This is a genomic window from Paraburkholderia sp. (genome assembly GCF_036488505.1).
Lineage (GTDB): Bacteria > Pseudomonadota > Gammaproteobacteria > Burkholderiales > Burkholderiaceae > Paraburkholderia.
This window is the reverse complement of the sequence record NZ_DASXHN010000342.1, coordinates 16918-34411: the sequence shown is the minus strand read 5'-3', so window position 1 is coordinate 34411 and position 17494 is coordinate 16918. Positions and strand designations below refer to the sequence as shown.

Here is a 17494-nt window from a genome sequence, read left to right as displayed (position 1 = left end):
TTCACCGAATAGCCGAGCACCGCGAGCACCGCGGCCAGCACCGACAGCGAGAACTCCCACTGGAAGAACGCGAAGAAACCGAGAATGATCACCACGTCGTGCAGGTTCGCGATCACGCCGGCTATCGCGTACTTCCATTCGAAGCGGAACGACAGGTAGATCACGATGCCCGCCACCACACAGGCGAGTGCCAGCAGACCGTCGGTGGCGAGCTCCTTGCCGACCTGCGGGCCGACGAACTCGACGCGCTGCAACTGCACTTGCGGCGTCTCGGCCTTGAGCGCGCCCATCACCTGTTCGCTCTGCTGCGCGGACGTATAGCCCGTCTTCAACGGCAGGCGGATCAGCACGTCGCGCGACGAGCCGAAGTTCTGCACCTGGGCGTCGGCGTAGCCCAGCTTGCCGAGCGTGTCGCGCACCGGGTCGAGCGGCACCGTGCCCGGATATTGCACCTCGATCACGGTACCGCCGGTGAATTCCACCGACAGATGCAGCCCGCGATGCACGAGGAAGAACACGGCGGCGAGGAAGGTGATCAGCGAGATCGCGTTGAAGATCAACGCGCGCTGCATGAACGGGATGTCTTTACGGAAACGGAAAAATTCCATGGTCTTGTTCTCCGGGACTCAGCGGGACGAACCCGGTTTTTGCGGCGCGGACGTGTTCGACGACGAGCCGTCCGACGCCGGCGTGCCCGGCGCATTGCGGCGGCGCACGCTCGGTTTCACGCGGCCCTGCGCGCCAGCCGCGGCTTTCGCGCCGGCCTTTGCATTGGCCTTCGAACTGGCCTTCGAACTGGCCCGGGCGGCGGCGATGGCCTGCGCGGTGTCGGTCGCGGCGTCGTCGTTGCCGAGGCTGTTCTCCAGATACGCGGCCGTGCCGGCGCTCGCCGTCTGCGGACGCCACACCTGGCCGATCGACAGCGACTTCAGCTTCTTCTTGCCGCCGTACCAGAAGTTGACCACGCCGCGCGAGAAGAACACCGCCGAGAACATCGACGTCAGAATGCCGATACAGTGGACGATCGCGAAACCGCGCACCGGACCGGAGCCGAACGCGAGCAGCGCGAGGCCGGCGATCAGCGTGGTCACGTTCGAGTCGAGAATCGTCGCCCACGCATGCGCGTAGCCGTTCTGGATTGCCAACTGCGGTGGCGCGCCGTGGCGCAATTCTTCACGCACGCGCTCGTTGATCAGCACGTTCGCGTCGATCGCCATACCGAGTGCGAGCGCGATCGCGGCGATACCCGGCAACGTGAGCGTGGCCTGCAGCATCGACAGCACCGCGACCAGCAGCAGCAGGTTCACGGACAGACCGATCATCGAGATCACGCCGAACAGCATGTAGTACGCGATCATGAACACGGCGATCGCCGCGAAGCCCCATACGACCGAGTGGAAGCCCTTCTTGATGTTGTCGGCGCCGAGGCTCGGGCCGATCGTGCGTTCCTCGATGATGTCCATCGGCGCGGCGAGCGAACCGGCGCGCAGCAGCAGCGCGAGGTCGGCGGCGGCTTGCGGGGTCGGCTGACCGGTGATCTGGAAGCGGTCGCCCAATTCCGACTGAATCGTCGCGACCGTCAGCACTTCACCCTTGCCGCGCTCGAACAGCACCATCGCCATCGGCTTGCCGATGTTGTCGCGCGACACCGCGCGCACCGCCCGGCCGCCGGCCGAGTCGAGACGGATATTGACCGACGGACGCTGATGCTCGTCGAAGCCCGCCGAGGCGTCGATGATGCGGTCGCCGGTGAAGATCACCTGCTTGCGCAGCAGCACCGGCGCCTGGTTGCCTTGCGTGAAGAGTTCGTCGCCCGGCGGCACCGGATCGTTCGGATTCGGGTGCGTGTTGACCGGATCGGCGAGGCGCGCTTCGAGCGTCGCCGTACGGCCGATGATGTCCTTCGCCTTCGCGGTGTCCTGCACGCCCGGCAGCTCGACCACGATGCGGTCGGTGCCTTGTTGCTGGATCACGGGCTCGGCCACGCCAAGCTCGTTCACCCGGTTATGCAGCGTCGTGATGTTCTGCTTGAGCGCGGCATCCTGCACCGCGCGCTGCACGGCCGGCGTGAACGTGCCGACCAGCTGCACGCCGCCGTCCGCGCCGGTATTGGGCTGCGAGGCCCACTGGAGTTCGTTGACGCCGCGGTTGAGCAGCTTGAGCGCCGCGTCCGCGGTGGCCTGGTCAGCCAGATTCACCACCACCGACTGGTTCACGCGATTCACACCGCCGTCGCGGACGTTGTTGTCGCGCAGCAGCGTGCGCACGTCCGACGCGTCGGAATCGAGCTTCTTGTTGAGCGCGCCGGCCATGTCGACCTGCAGCAGGAAGTGCACACCGCCGCGCAGGTCGAGACCGAGGTACATCGGCAGAGCGTGCAGCGCGGTCATCCAGTTCGGCGACGCGCTTTGCAGGTTCAGCGCGACGACGAACTGCGGATCGTTCGGGTCGCTATTGAGCGACTTCTGCAGCAGATCCTTCACGCGCAGCTGGGTGTCGGTGTCCGCGAGACGCACGCGGATGTTCGCGTTGTTCTGCGAGTTGTCGAACGTGATCGCGGTCGGCTTGATCTGATTGGAGGCGAGCGCGGCTTCGACCGACGCAAGCGTCGTGGCGTCGAGCCTGACCGTCGCCTTGCCGCTCGACACCTGCACCGCCGGCGCTTCGCCGTACAGATTGGGCAGCGTGTACACGAGGCCGATGACGAGAGCCACCAGCATCACGGCGTATTTCCAGAGGGGGTAGCGATTCATGAGTGGTCCAACGGGAAGGTTGGCTTGGATGCGGTGCGTCCGGCGATGAGCGCGGGCGATTCAACGAGCTGCGGGAAATTGTCGAACCGCCGGCGAGGCCGCGCCGGACGCAGGAGAGCAGGCCTTAAAGCGACTTGATCGTGCCCTTCGGGAGAATTGTCGTGACCGACGCTTTTTGCACGGTGATTTCCGTGCCTTGCGAGATTTCGATGCCGACGTAGGCGTCGCCCACCTTCGTCACCTTGCCGACGATGCCGCCGTTGGTGACGACTTCATCGCCCTTGGCCATCGCAGAGAGCATGTTGCGATGTTCCTTCTGGCGCTTCATTTGCGGACGAATCATGATGAAGTACAGCACGCCGAACATCAGGATCAGCGGCAGGAAGCTCATCAGGTTCGATTCAAGGCCACCTGCTGCAGCGCCTTGTGCGAAGGCATTGGAAATGAACGACACGTTGGTCTCTCCGTTATCAGTCAAACACAAAAAAATCAGCCGATTATTCTACCACCGGCCGTAGGCGCGCCGTCGCGGCGAATCGGCTTTGCGATCAACCGGTTAAGGCTCCGGTCGGGTCCGCGGCTCGCTTCCGATCCGCCGTTCGGCGAAAGTTGATTGTAAGTTTTCGGGCGCGCCAGCGGGCGGCCACGCCAATTCTTTTGCGCAATCCGCGCGCACCGCTGTCAGGACGAGGGTGCGGCGCCGCGCGCGCGGTCTTCGTGGAAGCGCTGGCGGAAAGTGTCGAATAGCTTCGCGTCGATCGCGTCGCGCATTTCCTGCATCAGCTCAAGGTAGTAGTGCAGGTTGTGGATCGTGTTCAACTGCGCGCCGAGGATTTCGCCGACGCGGTGCAGATGATGCAGATAGCCGCGCGTGAAATTCCGGCAGGTGTAGCAGCCGCACTGCTCGTCGAGCGGGCGCAGCGAGCTCCTGTGCGTCGCGTTGCGGATCTTGATATCGCCGAAGCGCGTGAACAGCCAGCCGTTGCGCGCGTTGCGGGTCGGCATCACGCAGTCGAACATGTCGACGCCCGCGGCGACCCCGGCCACGAGGTCTTCCGGGGTGCCGACGCCCATCAGGTAGTGCGGCTTGTCGGCGGGCAGCTTCGGGCCGATGTGGTTCAGGATGCGCATCATGTCTTCCTTCGGCTCGCCGACCGACAGACCGCCGATCGCGAGGCCGTGGAAGTTTTTCTCCGCGAGGCCGGCGAGCGATTCGTCGCGCAGGTCTTCGAACATGCCGCCCTGCACGATTCCGAACAGCGCATTCGGATTGCCCAGGCGCTGGAACTCGTCGATCGAGCGCTGTGCCCAACGCATCGACATGCGCATCGATTCGGCTGCGTCGTTGTGCGAGGTCGGGATGTTGTTGGTCGCGTAAGGCGTGCATTCGTCGAACTGCATCACGATGTCCGAATTCAGCACTTTCTGGATCTGCATCGACACTTCCGGCGACAGGAACAGCCGGTCGCCGTTGATCGGTGACGCGAACTTGACGCCGTCCTCGGTGATCTTGCGCAGGTCGCCGAGCGAGAACACCTGGAAGCCGCCAGAGTCGGTCAGGATCGGCTTGTTCCAGCCCATGAAGCCGTGCAGGCCGCCGTGCGCGTCGATCGTCTCGAGCCCCGGGCGCAGCCACAGGTGAAACGTGTTGCCGAGGATGATCTGCGCGTGCATCTCGTCGAGCTCGCGCGGTTGGACCGCCTTCACGGTGCCGTAGGTGCCGACCGGCATGAAGATCGGCGTTTCGACCACGCCATGGTTGAGCGTGACGCGGCCGCGGCGCGCGAGGCCGTCGGTGCCGAGCAGTTCGAATGTGAGGCCGTTAGCGGGACGCTCGTGAGCAGGGTGTTGCGGGGGATGACCGACGGTCATGGATAACTCCTGAGCTACCGGAAAACAGTCCGGCGCGGATATGGACGCGCCGCCGCGAAGATACGCGGCGGCTCGAGAAAGGCGAAAACAGGGCAATGCTATGTCAGGCGTTCGAGCTCGATCAAACGTCGCGCCGCGTCAGCAGCATCGCGTCGCCATAGCTGAAAAACCGATACCGCGCGTCGATCGCATGCCGATACGCGGCGCGAATCGTCTCGACGCCGGCGAACGCCGACACCAGCATCAGCAGCGTCGATTTGGGCAAATGGAAATTGGTCACCAGCCGGTCGACCACCCGGAACCGGTAGCCCGGCGTGATGAAGATGTCGGTTTCCGCGCGAGTCGCGGCCAGCGGCCGGCCGGCGGTCTCGGCGTCGCGCGCGGCGGCTTCGAGCGCGCGCATCGAGGTGGTGCCCACCGCGATCACGCGGTTGCCGCGTGCGCGGGTCGCGGCGATCTTGTCCGCGAGCGCTTGCGGCAGGTGATACCACTCGCTGTGCATCTTGTGCTCGGCGATGTTCTCGACCCGTACAGGCTGGAACGTGCCCGCGCCGACGTGCAGCGTGAGCGTCGCGCGCTCGATGCCGCGCGCGTCGAGCTTCGCGAGCAGCGCGTCGTCGAAATGCAGGCCCGCGGTCGGCGCGGCGACCGCCCCCGGATTCTGCGCGAACACCGTTTGATAGCGGGTTTCGTCGGTCGCGTCGGCATCGTGCTCGATGTACGGCGGCAGCGGCAGACGGCCGTACTGCTCGATCAGCGTCAGGCAGTCGGCCGGAAAATGCAGTGTGTAGAACGGCTCGACGCGCTCGCCGACGGTGACGTCGAACGCATCCGCGAGACGGATCGTGGTGCCCGGCTGCGGGCTCTTGCTCGCGCGGATTTGCGCGAGCGCGGTGCGCTCGCCGGCGAGGCGCTCGACCAGCACTTCGATCCGGCCGCCGCTCGCCTTCTGGCCGAAAAAGCGCGCCTTCAGCACCTTGGTGTCGTTGAAGATCAGCAGATCGCCCGGCGCGATGCACTCGGGTAGTTCGGTGAAGCGGCGGTCCAGCAGACGCGCGGCGCCGTCGGCGGCACCGGCGCCGTCCACTTCGAGCAGACGGCTCGCGCTGCGCTCGGGCAGCGCGACTTGCGCGATCAGCTCGGGCGGCAGATCGAAATCGAAATCGGAAAGCGTAAACATGCGAACGACTGGAAGCGAAATGGGAGTGAATTGAGCCTAAGCCGGAGCCGGGCGGCTATGATGACGGGACGCCGAAGCGGCCCCACGCGCCGTGTGCCGCCTCCTGCAAGCGCTGGAGCGCAAAGAGCGGCACGACGTTTTTCAAAGCAGCCGATATTGTACTTGCGAAGCAGCCCATGCCTTTGTCCGACCGCCGACTGTCCGTTGCCACCCTCGAAGCGGGCGCCGCGCCGCGCCGCCGCGGCGCGCGTGGGCAAGCGGCGCAAGATGGCGAGGTGGAGGGCGGCGCGCGCGGCGGCATCACGGCGGCCGAGTTCGACGCCGCCCACAGTGGCGAACCCGCAAGCGGCACCACGCCCGATCCGGCGGATGAATCGGCAGACGCGAACGCGGGCGGCCAGGCCGCCACCCAAGCAAGGCCCGCCGGCAAATCCGCAACCCGAGCCCCGGTCAAAACCGCCGACAAGCTCGCCAAACTCGGCCTCACCCGCTCGATCGATCTCGTGCTGCATCTGCCCATGCGCTACGAGGACGAAACCTCGCTCACGCCGATCGGCCAGCTATTGCCCGGTGGCATCGCGCAAACCGAAGGCGTGGTGTTCGACAATGAGATCACCTACCGGCCGCGCCGCCAACTGCTCGTCAAGCTGCGCGACGCGCACGGCGACGAACTGATACTGCGCTTTCTCAACTTCTACGGCTCGCAGGTCAAGCAGATGGCGCCCGGCGCGCGGCTGCGGGTGCGCGGCGACGTGCGCGGCGGCTTCTTCGGCATCGAAATGGTGCATCCGGCGGTGCGCGTCGTCGATGAAGACACGCCGCTGCCGCAGGCGCTGACGCCGGTCTATCCGAGCACCGCTGGGGTGTCGCAGGCCTATCTGCGCAAGGCGATCGACAACGCGCTCGCGCGCACGCCGCTGCCCGAACTGCTGCCCGAGCCGGTCGCGCGCGCGTTTGTCGAGCCGCTCGGCGTGCCGTCGCTGCTGGATGCGGTGCGCACGCTGCATCATCCGGGCGTGCAGTCGGACGAGACCGCGCTGATCGACGGCACGCATCCCGCGTGGATTCGTATCAAGTTCGAGGAACTGCTCGCGCAGCAGATGTCGCTCAAGCGCGCACACGACGAGCGGCGCACCCGCGCCGCGCCGGCGATGCCACGTCGCAAGCTCGGCGATGAGTCGGCGCTGGTCGCGCGTTTGCTGAAGGCGCTGCCGTTTGCGCTGACGGGCGCGCAGCAGCGCGTCGGCGGCGAGATCGCACTCGATCTGACCCAGCCGCATCCGATGCAGCGGCTCTTGCAGGGCGACGTCGGCAGCGGCAAGACGATCGTCGCGGCGCTCGCCGCCGCGCAGGCGATCGACGCCGGCTACCAGGCTGCGCTGATGGCGCCCACTGAAATCCTCGCCGAGCAGCACGCCCGCAAGCTGCGCGGCTGGCTCGAGCCGCTTGGCGTCAGCGTCGCGTGGCTCGCGGGCAGCCTGAAGACGAAGGAGAAGCGCGCGGCGATCGAAGCCGCCGCGCTCGGCACCGCGCAGCTCGTGATCGGCACGCACGCGATCATTCAGGACGCGGTCGAGTTCGCGCGCCTCGGCCTCGTGATCGTCGATGAACAGCATCGCTTCGGCGTCGCGCAACGGCTCGCGCTGCGCGCAAAGGCGAAAAACGCGGCCGATGGCGCGCGCGACTTTCAGCCGCATCAACTGATGATGTCGGCGACGCCGATTCCGCGCACGCTCGCAATGACCTACTACGCGGACCTCGACGTGTCGACGATCGACGAACTGCCGCCTGGCCGTACGCCGATCCTCACCAAGCTGATCTCCGACGCGCGCCGCGAAGAAGTGATCGGCCGCGTGCGCGAGGCCGCGCTGACGGGGCGTCAGGTGTACTGGGTGTGCCCCCTGATCGAGGAAAGCGAGACCTTGCAGTTGCAGACCGCGGTCGAGACCTACGAAACGCTGGTCGCCGCGCTGCCCGAACTGAAGGTCGGGCTCGTGCATGGCCGTCTCGCGCCCGGCGAGAAGGCGGCGGTGATGGACGCGTTCTCGCGCAACGAGGTCCAGCTACTGGTCGCGACGACGGTGATCGAAGTCGGCGTCGACGTGCCGAACGCGTCGCTGATGGTGATCGAGCACGCGGAGCGCTTCGGCCTCGCGCAACTGCATCAATTGCGCGGGCGGGTGGGACGTGGCAGCGCCGCGTCGGTCTGCGTGCTGCTGTATACCGGGCCGCTGTCGATGACCGCGCGCGCGCGCCTGCAAACGATGCGCGAGACCACCGACGGTTTCGAAATCGCGCGGCGCGATCTCGAAATTCGCGGTCCGGGCGAGTTTCTTGGCGCGCGCCAGTCGGGTGCCGCGATGTTGCGCTTCGCGGACCTTCAGAACGACCAGTGGCTGATCGAACCGGCCCGCGAGGCCGCTGCGGCGCTGCTGGAAAACTATCCGGACGTGGTGCTTCAGCATCTGGCGCGCTGGCTCGGCGCCCGCGAGCAGTATCTGAAGGCGTGAGGCCGGCGCGGGCCGTGCGGTGGCACGCTTCAGCCGAAAGCCCGGCCCAGGTTGGCGAACCGACCCTATAGGTGTATAACTAGAACCTATCGAATCCACCAAACTGATTGATCCCCGAATGACGCTCACCGAATTGAAATACATCGTGGCGGTCGCGCGCGAGCGGCACTTCGGCCGGGCCGCCGAAGCGTGTTTCGTCAGCCAGCCCACGCTGTCCGTCGCGATCAAGAAGCTCGAAGACGAGCTGAACGTGCAGATCTTCGAGCGCGGCACCAGCGAGGTCAGCGTCACGCCGATCGGCGAACAGATCGTCACGCAAGCGCAGCGCGTGCTCGAGCAGACGCTCGCGATCAAGGAGATCGCGAAGCAGGGCAAGGACCCGCTCGTCGGCCCCCTGCGCCTTGGCGTGATTTACACGATCGGGCCGTATCTGTTGCCCACGCTGGTCAAGCAGATGATCGCGCGCGTGCCGCAGATGCCGCTGATGCTGCAGGAAAACTACACGCTCAAGCTGATCGAACTGCTCAAGCAGGGCGAAATCGACGTCGCGATCATGGCGTTGCCGTTTCCCGAGACGGGGCTGATGCTGCGTCCGGTCTACGACGAGCCGTTCGTCGTCGCGCTGCCGTCCGGTCATGCGTGGGAAACGCGCGCGAAGATCGACCCCGAAGACCTGAAGCAGGAAACCATGCTGCTGCTGGGCAGCGGCCACTGCTTCCGCGATCACGTGCTCGGCGTGTGCCCGGAACTGATGCGTTTTTCGCAGAATGCGGACGGTATCCAGAAGACCTTCGAGGGCTCGTCGCTGGAGACGATTCGCCATATGGTGGCGAGCGGCGTCGGCATCACGGTGCTGCCGCGCATGTCGGTGCATGAGGTGAAGCCGCATGCGGCCGGTATCGACGCGGGTCTGCTCAGCTACGTCGCGTTCGACGAGCCCGTGCCCGACCGGCGCGTCGTGCTTGCGTGGCGCAAAAGCTTCACGCGCATGCCCGCGATCGAAGCAATCTGCGATGCGATCGCCGCTTGCGATCTGCCGGGCGTCAAAAAGCTCGATCTGCCGGCGGCGGTCAATTAAGAGACGGCCGCTTGCGCGCCGCATTGGCGGCCGGATGTCTCGAAAAGATCGCAAGTGCGTCCTATCGAATAGATTAAGTTAATCAAACACGAAAGTTCGATAGCATTGATATAGTCTCCTCCACGGATCGCCCGATCCTTGTCCCACACGGCGCAGCGCTCGGCCCGGAAGCCTGGCGCGTAACGCAAACCGGAGGAAAACATCATGCAAGCGGATTCGCAGCCCATCCACGCTTCCGACACACCACAGGCCACGCCGGCCCCGCTGATCTCAACCCCGAGTACGCGCACCGTCGCGGTGGCCTTGTTGGTCGACCGGGTGCTGGGCGCCTGACGAGCCGATTCATCACGGCATCCGGTTTGCGGATGCCGCGCCGCTGTTCTCTATTTCGATAAAAATCCACGCAGGAGTACGCATGTCAGAACGCAAGCTCACCAACGCGGCCGGCGCGCCCGTCGCAGACAACCAGAATTCGATCACCGCCGGCGCCCGGGGCCCGGTCGTGCTGCAGGACGTCTGGTTGCTCGAAAAGCTCGCCCACTTCGACCGCGAAGTGATTCCCGAGCGCCGCGTCCACGCGAAGGGTTCCGGTGCATTCGGCACACTGAAGGTCACGCACGAGATCTCGCGTTATACGAAGGCCAAAGTGTTCGCGCAGCTCGGCCACGAGACGCCGCTGTTCATGCGCTTTTCGACGGTGGCCGGCGAGCGTGGCGCGGCCGACGCCGAACGCGACGTGCGCGGCTTCTCGATCAAGTTCTACACCGAGGATGGCAACTGGGACGTGGTCGGCAACAACACGCCGGTGTTCTTTATCCGCGATCCGCTGAAGTTTCCGGACTTTATCCATACGCAGAAGCGCGACCCGCACACGAACCTGCGCAGCAACGTCGCGGCGTGGGATTTCTGGTCGCGTCATCCGGAGTCGCTGCATCAGGTGACGATCCTGATGAGCGATCGCGGCATTCCGAAGAACTATCGGCAGATGCACGGTTTCGGCTCGCACACGTACTCGTTCATCAACGCTAACAACGAGCGGTTCTGGGTGAAGTTTCACTTCAAGTCGCTGCAGGGCATCGACAACTTCACCGATGCCGAAGCCGCGCAGGTGGTCGCGTCGGACCGCGAAAGCGCGCAGCGGGATCTGATCAACAGCATCGACGCCGGCAACTTCCCGAAGTGGCGTTTCGCGATTCAGGTGATGCCGGAAGCGGAGGCTGCGAGCTATCGCTTCAATCCATTCGACATCACGAAAGTATGGTCGCAGAAGGACTATCCGCTGATCGACGTCGGCACGATCGAGTTGAACCGCAACGCGGCGAACTATTTCGCCGATGTCGAGCAGGCGGCGTTCACGCCGGCCAACGTGGTGCCGGGCATCGGCTTCTCGCCGGATCGCCTGTTGCAGGGGCGGCTGTTCTCGTATGGCGATACGCAGCGTTACCGGCTCGGCGTCAATCACCATCAGATCCCGGTGAACGCGCCGCGCACGCCGAACCCGCATTCGTTTCACCGTGACGGCGCGATGCGCACCGACGGCAATCTCGGCGGCACCGTGAACTACGAGCCGAGCCGCTTCGGCGACTTCGCGCAGGATGCGGATGCGTCCGAGCCGCCGCTTGCGGCAGGCGCGGTCGCGCATTACGAGCATCGCGAGGACGACGATTACTACACGCAGCCGCGCATGCTGTTCGAACTGTTCGACGCGGCGCAGCGCGAGCGTCTGTTCGGCAATATCGCGCGGCATATCGATGGCGTGCCGCAGGACATCGTCGCGCGTCAGATAGAGCATTTTCGCCGCGCCGACCCGGCCTACGCGGAAGGTGTCATCGCGGCGCTGGCCGCATCGCAGGAACGCAAAGGCCGTTGAGCGCTGCGTGTGTAGCAGGTAGCAAAGCCGTAGTGGCGTAACAGAGCAACGGGCGGGTGCGGCGCAGGCATGCAGCACCCGCGCCAAGACGAACCGGGAGGACGATCATGATCCAGATGATGATGGCAACCATTGGCGGTTCGGCCGCCGCGCGTGGGATGCGATGGCAGCAGAAGCGGCACGCGGAGATCCTGCGCAAGGCGGTCGGATTCGCGATCGTCACGAGCGGCTTCGCGGTGCTCGCCGCGCAGGCGTTGCAGCACGTGCTGCGCGGGTGAGCGGCGGCGGATTGGCGCGAGACGGGTGCACGCGAGACGATCGAAGCAGCGGTGGATTCGACTTGCCACGATGGCGAGACGCTCGCGCAACGGGGCTCGAACCGCTGTCAAATCAACGCGCGCAGCCGCGCGTCGCGCGAATCTCCCGGAATTTCACGCTACACTGTCGAACGTTTTAGGTCCGTTTCGCAGCTGTCATTTGCCGACCGGTTCGTATCACTCTTCGAAGGAGTCATCATGGCCAAGAAAGAAGCCGCAGCCGTACAGCACGTCAACATCGGGATCAGCGACAAGGATCGCAAGAAGATCGCGGAAGGGCTGGCGCGTCTGCTCGCCGACACTTACACGCTCTACCTGAAGACCCACAACTTCCACTGGAACGTCACGGGTCCGATGTTCAATACGCTGCATCTGATGTTCGAAACGCAATACAACGAACTCGCGCTCGCGGTCGACGCAATCGCCGAACGTATCCGCGCGCTGGGCGTGCATGCGCCCGGCAGCTACAGGGACTTCGCGAAGCTGTCGTCGATCCCCGAAGCCGATGGCGTGCCGGCTGCGGAAGACATGATCCGCCAGCTCGTCGAAGGTCAGGAAGCGGTGGTGCGCACCGCGCGCGCGATTTTCCCGTCGACGGAAGCCGCCAACGACGAACCGACCGCCGACCTGCTCACGCAACGCATGCAGACGCATGAAAAGACCGCTTGGATGTTGCGCTCGCTGCTCGCGTGACCTGTGGGCAAGCTGCACTCGACTAGCATCTGATGCGGGTGTGGCGATGCGCACACCGTGCTGAAAGCGAATAAAGCCTCCTCATGCGGGAGGCTTTATTTTTTGCGTTGGCCGCCGCGTGGCCGCGTCATTAGCACGCCCCCGCAAGCGAGCGCCCGGCCACTCGAAACCGGGCCAGCCACCTGCATCCCATAAAATAGCCGCACCGTGTTCGCACTTCACCGAATCCGTCCCATGTTTGCCCGACTCCCCCTGTATCTGCGCCTCGTGCGAATGGACAAGCCGATCGGCAGCCTGCTGTTGCTGTGGCCGACGCTCAACGCGCTGTGGATTGCATCCGGCGGTCATCCGTCATGGCAGTTGTTGGTGATTTTCATCGTCGGCACCGTGTTGATGCGCTCGGCCGGCTGCGCGATCAACGACTATGCGGACCGCGATTTCGACCGCTACGTGAAGCGCACCGAGAATCGCCCGCTCACATCCGGCAAGATCAACGCGTGGGAAGCGATCGCACTCGCCCTCGGTTTGTCGCTGCTCGCGTTTGTGCTGATACTGCCGCTCAACGCGCTGACCAAAGAGTTGTCGGTGGTGGCGCTGTTCGTCGCCGGCTCGTATCCGTTCACCAAGCGTTTTTTCGCGATTCCGCAGGCGTACCTCGGTATCGCGTTCGGTTTCGGCATTCCGATGGCCTTCGCCGCGGTGCAGGACCACGTGCCGCTGCTCGGCTGGGTGATGCTGCTGGCGAATGTTTTCTGGTCGGTCGCGTACGACACCGAATATGCAATGGTCGATCGCGAGGACGACATCAAGATCGGCATCCGCACGTCGGCGCTGACGTTCGGCCGTTTCGACGTGGCCGCAATCATGCTGTGCTATGCGGTGACGCTCGGGATCTATGCCGGCATCGGCGTGACGCTCGGTTTCGGGCTGTTGTACTGGATCGGCTGGGCGGCCGCGGCCGGATGCGCGATCTATCACTACATGCTGATCCGCAACCGCGAACGGATGGCGTGCTTCGCCGCGTTCCGTCATAACAACTGGCTCGGCGGCGCGCTGTTCGTCGGTATCGCCGCGCATTACGCGGTGGCTTCGTTTTAATTTTCGCCGCGCTTTTCAACGCCGCTGCCGTGTCTGCACGCCGTAGGCGCTCGCTCCGATTCGACGGGCGAGCGCCTACGGCAGATATATGTTTCCGCTGGACGATCGGCTTACTGCTTGCCGAACTCGTCACCCATCTCGCGCGCACGCGCATCGGCGGCCAGCGCGCCGCGCACGATCGCTTCCTTGATGCCGCTCGCCGCGAACGACGCGAGCGCCGCCGCGGTGGTACCGCCCTTCGACGTCACGCGTTCGCGCAGCACGCTCAGCGGCTCGTCGGAACTGGCCGCGAGTTGCGCGGCGCCCGCGAAGGTCGCGACCGCGAGCGCGCGGCCCTGCGCGTCGTTCATGCCGAGTTGGCGCGCGGCTTCCTGCAGCGCTTCGATGAAATAGAACACGTAGGCCGGCCCGCTGCCCGAGATCGCGGTCACCGCGTCGATCTTCGCTTCGTCGTCGAACCACACCGTTTCGCCGACCGCGCCGAGCACCTGCGATGCGAGCGCGCGGCCCGCCTCGTCGACGTCGTTCGTCGCGACCAATCCCGTCACGCCCATGCCGATCAGCGCCGGCGTGTTCGGCATCACGCGCACGACGCGGCTATGGCCGTTCAGCCAGCGCGACATGTCCGCGATGCGAATGCCCGCGACGATGCTGATCGCCAGCTGTGACGCTTGCAAATGCGGCGCCACCGTTTCGGCCACGCTCTTCAGGATCTGCGGCTTGACCGCGAGGACGACCGCGTCGTACGCGGCGAGCGCGGTGTCCGCGGCGGCCCCGGTGCGGATGCCGAATCGCTGCTCGTTGCGCTTGCGCGCGTCTTCGTTCGGATCGACCGCGTACAGGTCAGCGGGCGCGGCGCCCCGCTTGATGAGGCCGCCGATCAACGCCGCGGCCATGTTGCCGCCGCCGATAAACGCAATTTTCATGATGGTCCGGGTGAGGTTCAAGTGAGAGGCGGGATGCGATGACGGACCCGGCTAGTCGCGCGCGGGTCCCGGAAAAAGCTCAGTGCGAATAGTCGCGCGCGCCGAAGATCGCGGTGCCGACGCGCACGATCGTCGCGCCTTCGAGCACGGCCGCGTCGAGGTCCGCCGACATGCCCATCGACAGCGTATCGAGCGCGAGTCCGTCGCCGCGCAAGCGCTCGAACAGTTCGCGCAACTCGCGATGCGGCGCGCGCTGTGCGTCGAGGTCGCCGGCCGGTTCGGGAATCGACATCAGGCCGCGCAGTGTCAGCTTCGGCAGCGCGGCGATCTGGCGTGCAATATCGGCCGCGTCGGCGACGGTCACACCGCTTTTCGACGCCTCGCCGCTGACGTTGACCTGCAAACAGACGTTCAGCGGCGGCAGATGGTCGGGGCGCTGCTCCGAAAGCCGCTGGGCGATCTTGAGCCGATCGACCGAATGCACCCAGTCGAAGTTCTCCGCGACGGGGCGCGTCTTGTTCGATTGCAGCGGGCCGATGAAATGCCATGCGAGCGACGCGCGCAAATCGGCGAGCGCCTGAATCTTGTCGAGCGATTCCTGCACGTAGTTCTCGCCGAACGCCGGTTGCCCTGCCGCATGGGCGGCGCGCACGGCATCGGCGGGAAAGGTTTTGGAAACCGCGAGCAGCGTGACCGCATGCGGGTCGCGGCCGGCCGCTTGCGCGGCCTTCGCGATGCGCTGCTGCACTTCGGCGAGGTGGTGAGCGAGATGATGATTCAGATCGGACATGGAACGGAACCGGTGTTCGGCGACGACCCCGATTATACGGACAGCATGTGCTCGACCAGTTCGATCCAGTGCGCGACCGGCGTCGACGTGCCGCTTTGCAGATGCGCGATGCAGCCAACGTTCGCCGATACGATCACTTGCGGCTCCTGCGCCTGCAGCCGCTCGAGCTTCTGATCGCGCAATGCATACGACAGGCGCGGCTGTGTCAGCGAATACGTGCCGGCCGAGCCGCAGCACAGATGGCTGTCGGCGGGCAGGCGCACTTCGATGCCAAGGGCGGTGAGCAACTGCTCGACCTTGCCGCGAATCTGCTGCCCGTGTTGCAGCGTGCACGGCGGATGAAAGGCGACCGTATGCACAGAACGGCGCCGCGTGATCGCGACGAGCTGCTCCTCGAACTCTGGCAGGATCTCGGCGACGTCGCGCGTCAGTTCGACGATACGGCGCGCCTTCTCCGCATACGCCGGATCGTGGCGCAGCAGATGCGCGTATTCCTTGACCGTCGCGCCGCAGCCCGACGCGTTCATCAGGATCGCCTCGGCGCCCTGCTCGACGTGCGGCCACCATGCGTCGATGTTGGCGCGCAGGTCGTCGAGCGCTTCGTCGTTATAGCCGAGATGCAGGCGGATCGCGCCGCAGCAGCCGGCTTCGGGCGCGACCACCGTTTCGATGCCGAGCGCATCGAATACCCGCGCGGTCGCGACGTTGACGTTCGGCATCATCGACGGTTGCACGCAGCCCGCGAGCATCAGCATCTTGCGTTCGTGTTTCGCGGACGGCCATTCGAGCGGGCGTTGCCGCGCGGGCACCTTGTCGCGCAGCTTTTTCGGCAGCAAGCCGCGGAACTGCTGGCCGAGCCGCATCGCCGGCGTGAAGATCGCGCTGTTCGGCAAGACGCTCGCGAGCACGCGGCGCAACACGCGCTGGCCGAGCGGGCGGCGCACCTTTTCCTCGGTGATCTTGCGGCCGATTTCGACCAGCCTGCCGTACTGGACGCCGGACGGGCAGGTCGATTCGCAGTTGCGGCAGGTGAGGCAGCGATCGAGATGCGTCTGTGTGCTGCGCGAGACCGGCGCGCCCTCGACCATCTGCTTGATCAGATAGATGCGGCCGCGCGGGCCGTCGAGTTCGTCGCCGAGCAGTTGATAGGTCGGGCAAGTCGCCGTGCAGAAACCGCAGTGCACGCATTTGCGCAGGATGGCGTCGGCTTCGTCGCCATCGGGTGTATTGCGAATGAAGTCCGCGAGGTTCGTTTGCATCGCGTCGCTCAGAAGTCAGAGTAGAGACGGCCGCGGTTGAAGATGCGGGCCGGGTCGAAAGCATGTTTGAGGCCGCGATGGATTTTCATCAGCGGCGCGGGCTGCGGCGTGAAGACGCCGGCGCTACGGTCATAACCGTGGCCGCCGCGGAAGATCGTCGCGTGGCCGCCGGCCTGTTTCGCGCTGATGCGCACGGTCTGCGCGTCGGTGTCGGTGATCCACCAGCGCTGGCCGCCGCCCCATTCCATCAGTTGCGCGCCGGGCAGTTGCAGCGGCTCGGTGATCGACGGCAGTGCAAGTCGCCACAGCGCAGCGTTCGGCGGAATCGCCGCGAAAAACGAATCGGTTTGCTCGCGCAGGCCGGCCCAGAACCGCGCCGCTTCCACCGCATCGACGACTTCGCCGCCTAGCGCCGTGCGTGCCGCCTTGACCGCGGCTTCCGCGCCCGCGAGGCGCACGGCGAGCGTGCCGTTGCGCCATGCGCTCGCGGTGATCGGCAGCGGGCGGCCGGCCCATTCGTTGAGCTTGCGCACCGCGTCGGTGCCGTTCATCTCGAATTTCAGCGTGGCTTCGGCCTGCGGCAGTGGCAGCACCTTGATCGACAGTTCGAGGATCAGCCCGAGCGTGCCCAGCGAGCCCGCCAGCAGACGCGATACGTCGTAGCCCGCGACGTTCTTCACGACCTGGCCGCCGAAGCGCAGAATCTGCCCCTGGCCGTTCATCACGACGGCGCCGAGCACGAAGTCGCGCGCCGCGCCGACAGCCGGCCGGCGCGGTCCGGAAATGCCCGCGGCGATGCAGCCACCGAAGGTGGCTTGCGGGCCGAAGTGCGGCGGCTCGAATGCGAGCATCTGATCGTGCTCGGCGAGCGCAGCTTCGATTTCCAGCAGGGGCGTGCCCGCCCGCGCGGTGATCACGAGCTCGGCCGGGTCATACGCGATGATGCCGCGATAAGCGCGCGTGTCGAGGATTTCACCTTCCAGCGTTTGACCGTACCAGTCCTTGGTGCCGCCGCCACGGATGCGCAACGCGCGCCCTTCGGCGCTGGCCGAACGCACGCGCTCCGACCATACCGCGACGATGTCGTCCTCTTCCATGGTGTCCTGCTCGTTGTGTTTCGATTGATTGTACCGGGCGGGGGCTCGCTG

General features: G+C 65.5%; 15 protein-coding genes. 6 read left to right on the top strand and 9 right to left on the bottom strand.

Annotated features, from left to right (window positions below; genetic code table 11):
- The 5 genes from secF to queA all read right to left on the bottom strand — a co-directional run.
- Positions 1 to 608, bottom strand: a 608-nt coding sequence (secF, locus tag VGH68_RS20175; protein ID WP_331605452.1) for a protein translocase subunit SecF, incomplete at its 3' end; no start/stop codon positions are given.
- A gap of 18 nt (positions 609 to 626) precedes the next feature.
- Positions 627 to 2753 (bottom strand): protein translocase subunit SecD, encoded by a 2127-nt coding sequence (secD, locus tag VGH68_RS20170; protein WP_331605451.1) that lies wholly within the window; start codon positions 2751 to 2753, stop codon positions 627 to 629.
- 124 nt (positions 2754 to 2877) lie between these two features.
- Positions 2878 to 3207: a preprotein translocase subunit YajC gene (gene yajC / locus VGH68_RS20165; protein ID WP_331605450.1), complete on the bottom strand. Its 330-nt coding sequence runs from the start codon at positions 3205 to 3207 to the stop codon at positions 2878 to 2880.
- 227 nt (positions 3208 to 3434) lie between these two features.
- Positions 3435 to 4625 (bottom strand): tRNA guanosine(34) transglycosylase Tgt, encoded by a 1191-nt coding sequence (gene tgt, locus VGH68_RS20160; RefSeq protein ID WP_331605449.1) that lies wholly within the window; start codon positions 4623 to 4625, stop codon positions 3435 to 3437.
- A 121-nt stretch (positions 4626 to 4746) separates the two neighbouring features.
- Complete coding sequence (queA, locus tag VGH68_RS20155) at positions 4747 to 5805, bottom strand: tRNA preQ1(34) S-adenosylmethionine ribosyltransferase-isomerase QueA (RefSeq protein WP_331605448.1); 1059 nt, start codon at positions 5803 to 5805, stop codon at positions 4747 to 4749.
- A 176-nt stretch (positions 5806 to 5981) separates the two neighbouring features.
- On the opposite strand from queA, the gene recG reads away from it, so the two are divergent.
- The 6 genes from recG (at position 5982) to ubiA (ending at position 13371) form a co-directional block, all read left to right on the top strand.
- Positions 5982 to 8315, top strand: a complete 2334-nt coding sequence (recG, locus tag VGH68_RS20150; RefSeq protein WP_331605447.1) for an ATP-dependent DNA helicase RecG — start codon at positions 5982 to 5984, stop codon at positions 8313 to 8315.
- Between the two features lie 118 nt (positions 8316 to 8433).
- On the top strand, positions 8434 to 9393 hold the full coding sequence (locus VGH68_RS20145) for a hydrogen peroxide-inducible genes activator (RefSeq protein WP_331605446.1): 960 nt from the start codon (positions 8434 to 8436) through the stop codon (positions 9391 to 9393).
- A gap of 415 nt (positions 9394 to 9808) precedes the next feature.
- Complete coding sequence (locus VGH68_RS20140; RefSeq protein WP_331605445.1) at positions 9809 to 11263, top strand: catalase; 1455 nt, start codon at positions 9809 to 9811, stop codon at positions 11261 to 11263.
- A 107-nt stretch (positions 11264 to 11370) separates the two neighbouring features.
- A complete protein-coding gene (locus VGH68_RS20135; protein WP_331605444.1) occupies positions 11371 to 11541 on the top strand; it encodes a hypothetical protein in 171 nt (56 codons plus the stop codon).
- 237 nt (positions 11542 to 11778) lie between these two features.
- On the top strand, positions 11779 to 12273 hold the full coding sequence (locus VGH68_RS20130; RefSeq protein WP_331605443.1) for a Dps family protein: 495 nt from the start codon (positions 11779 to 11781) through the stop codon (positions 12271 to 12273).
- 234 nt (positions 12274 to 12507) lie between these two features.
- Positions 12508 to 13371: a 4-hydroxybenzoate octaprenyltransferase gene (gene ubiA / locus VGH68_RS20125; protein WP_331605442.1), complete on the top strand. Its 864-nt coding sequence runs from the start codon at positions 12508 to 12510 to the stop codon at positions 13369 to 13371.
- Positions 13372 to 13481: 110 nt separating this feature from the next.
- Here ubiA and proC read toward each other — a convergent pair whose 3' ends face one another.
- The 4 genes from proC to glcE form a co-directional block, all read right to left on the bottom strand.
- Positions 13482 to 14297: a pyrroline-5-carboxylate reductase gene (gene proC / locus VGH68_RS20120; protein WP_331605441.1), complete on the bottom strand. Its 816-nt coding sequence runs from the start codon at positions 14295 to 14297 to the stop codon at positions 13482 to 13484.
- 79 nt (positions 14298 to 14376) lie between these two features.
- A complete protein-coding gene (locus VGH68_RS20115) occupies positions 14377 to 15087 on the bottom strand; it encodes a YggS family pyridoxal phosphate-dependent enzyme (protein ID WP_331605440.1) in 711 nt (236 codons plus the stop codon).
- Positions 15088 to 15119: 32 nt separating this feature from the next.
- Positions 15120 to 16346, bottom strand: coding sequence for a glycolate oxidase subunit GlcF (glcF, locus tag VGH68_RS20110; protein ID WP_331605439.1), 1227 nt, complete (start codon positions 16344 to 16346; stop codon positions 15120 to 15122).
- Between the two features lie 8 nt (positions 16347 to 16354).
- Positions 16355 to 17443 carry a glycolate oxidase subunit GlcE gene (glcE, locus tag VGH68_RS20105; protein ID WP_331605438.1) on the bottom strand — a complete coding sequence of 363 codons (1089 nt, stop codon included), beginning with the start codon at positions 17441 to 17443 and terminating at the stop codon, positions 16355 to 16357.
- Positions 17444 to 17494 lie beyond the last annotated feature (51 nt).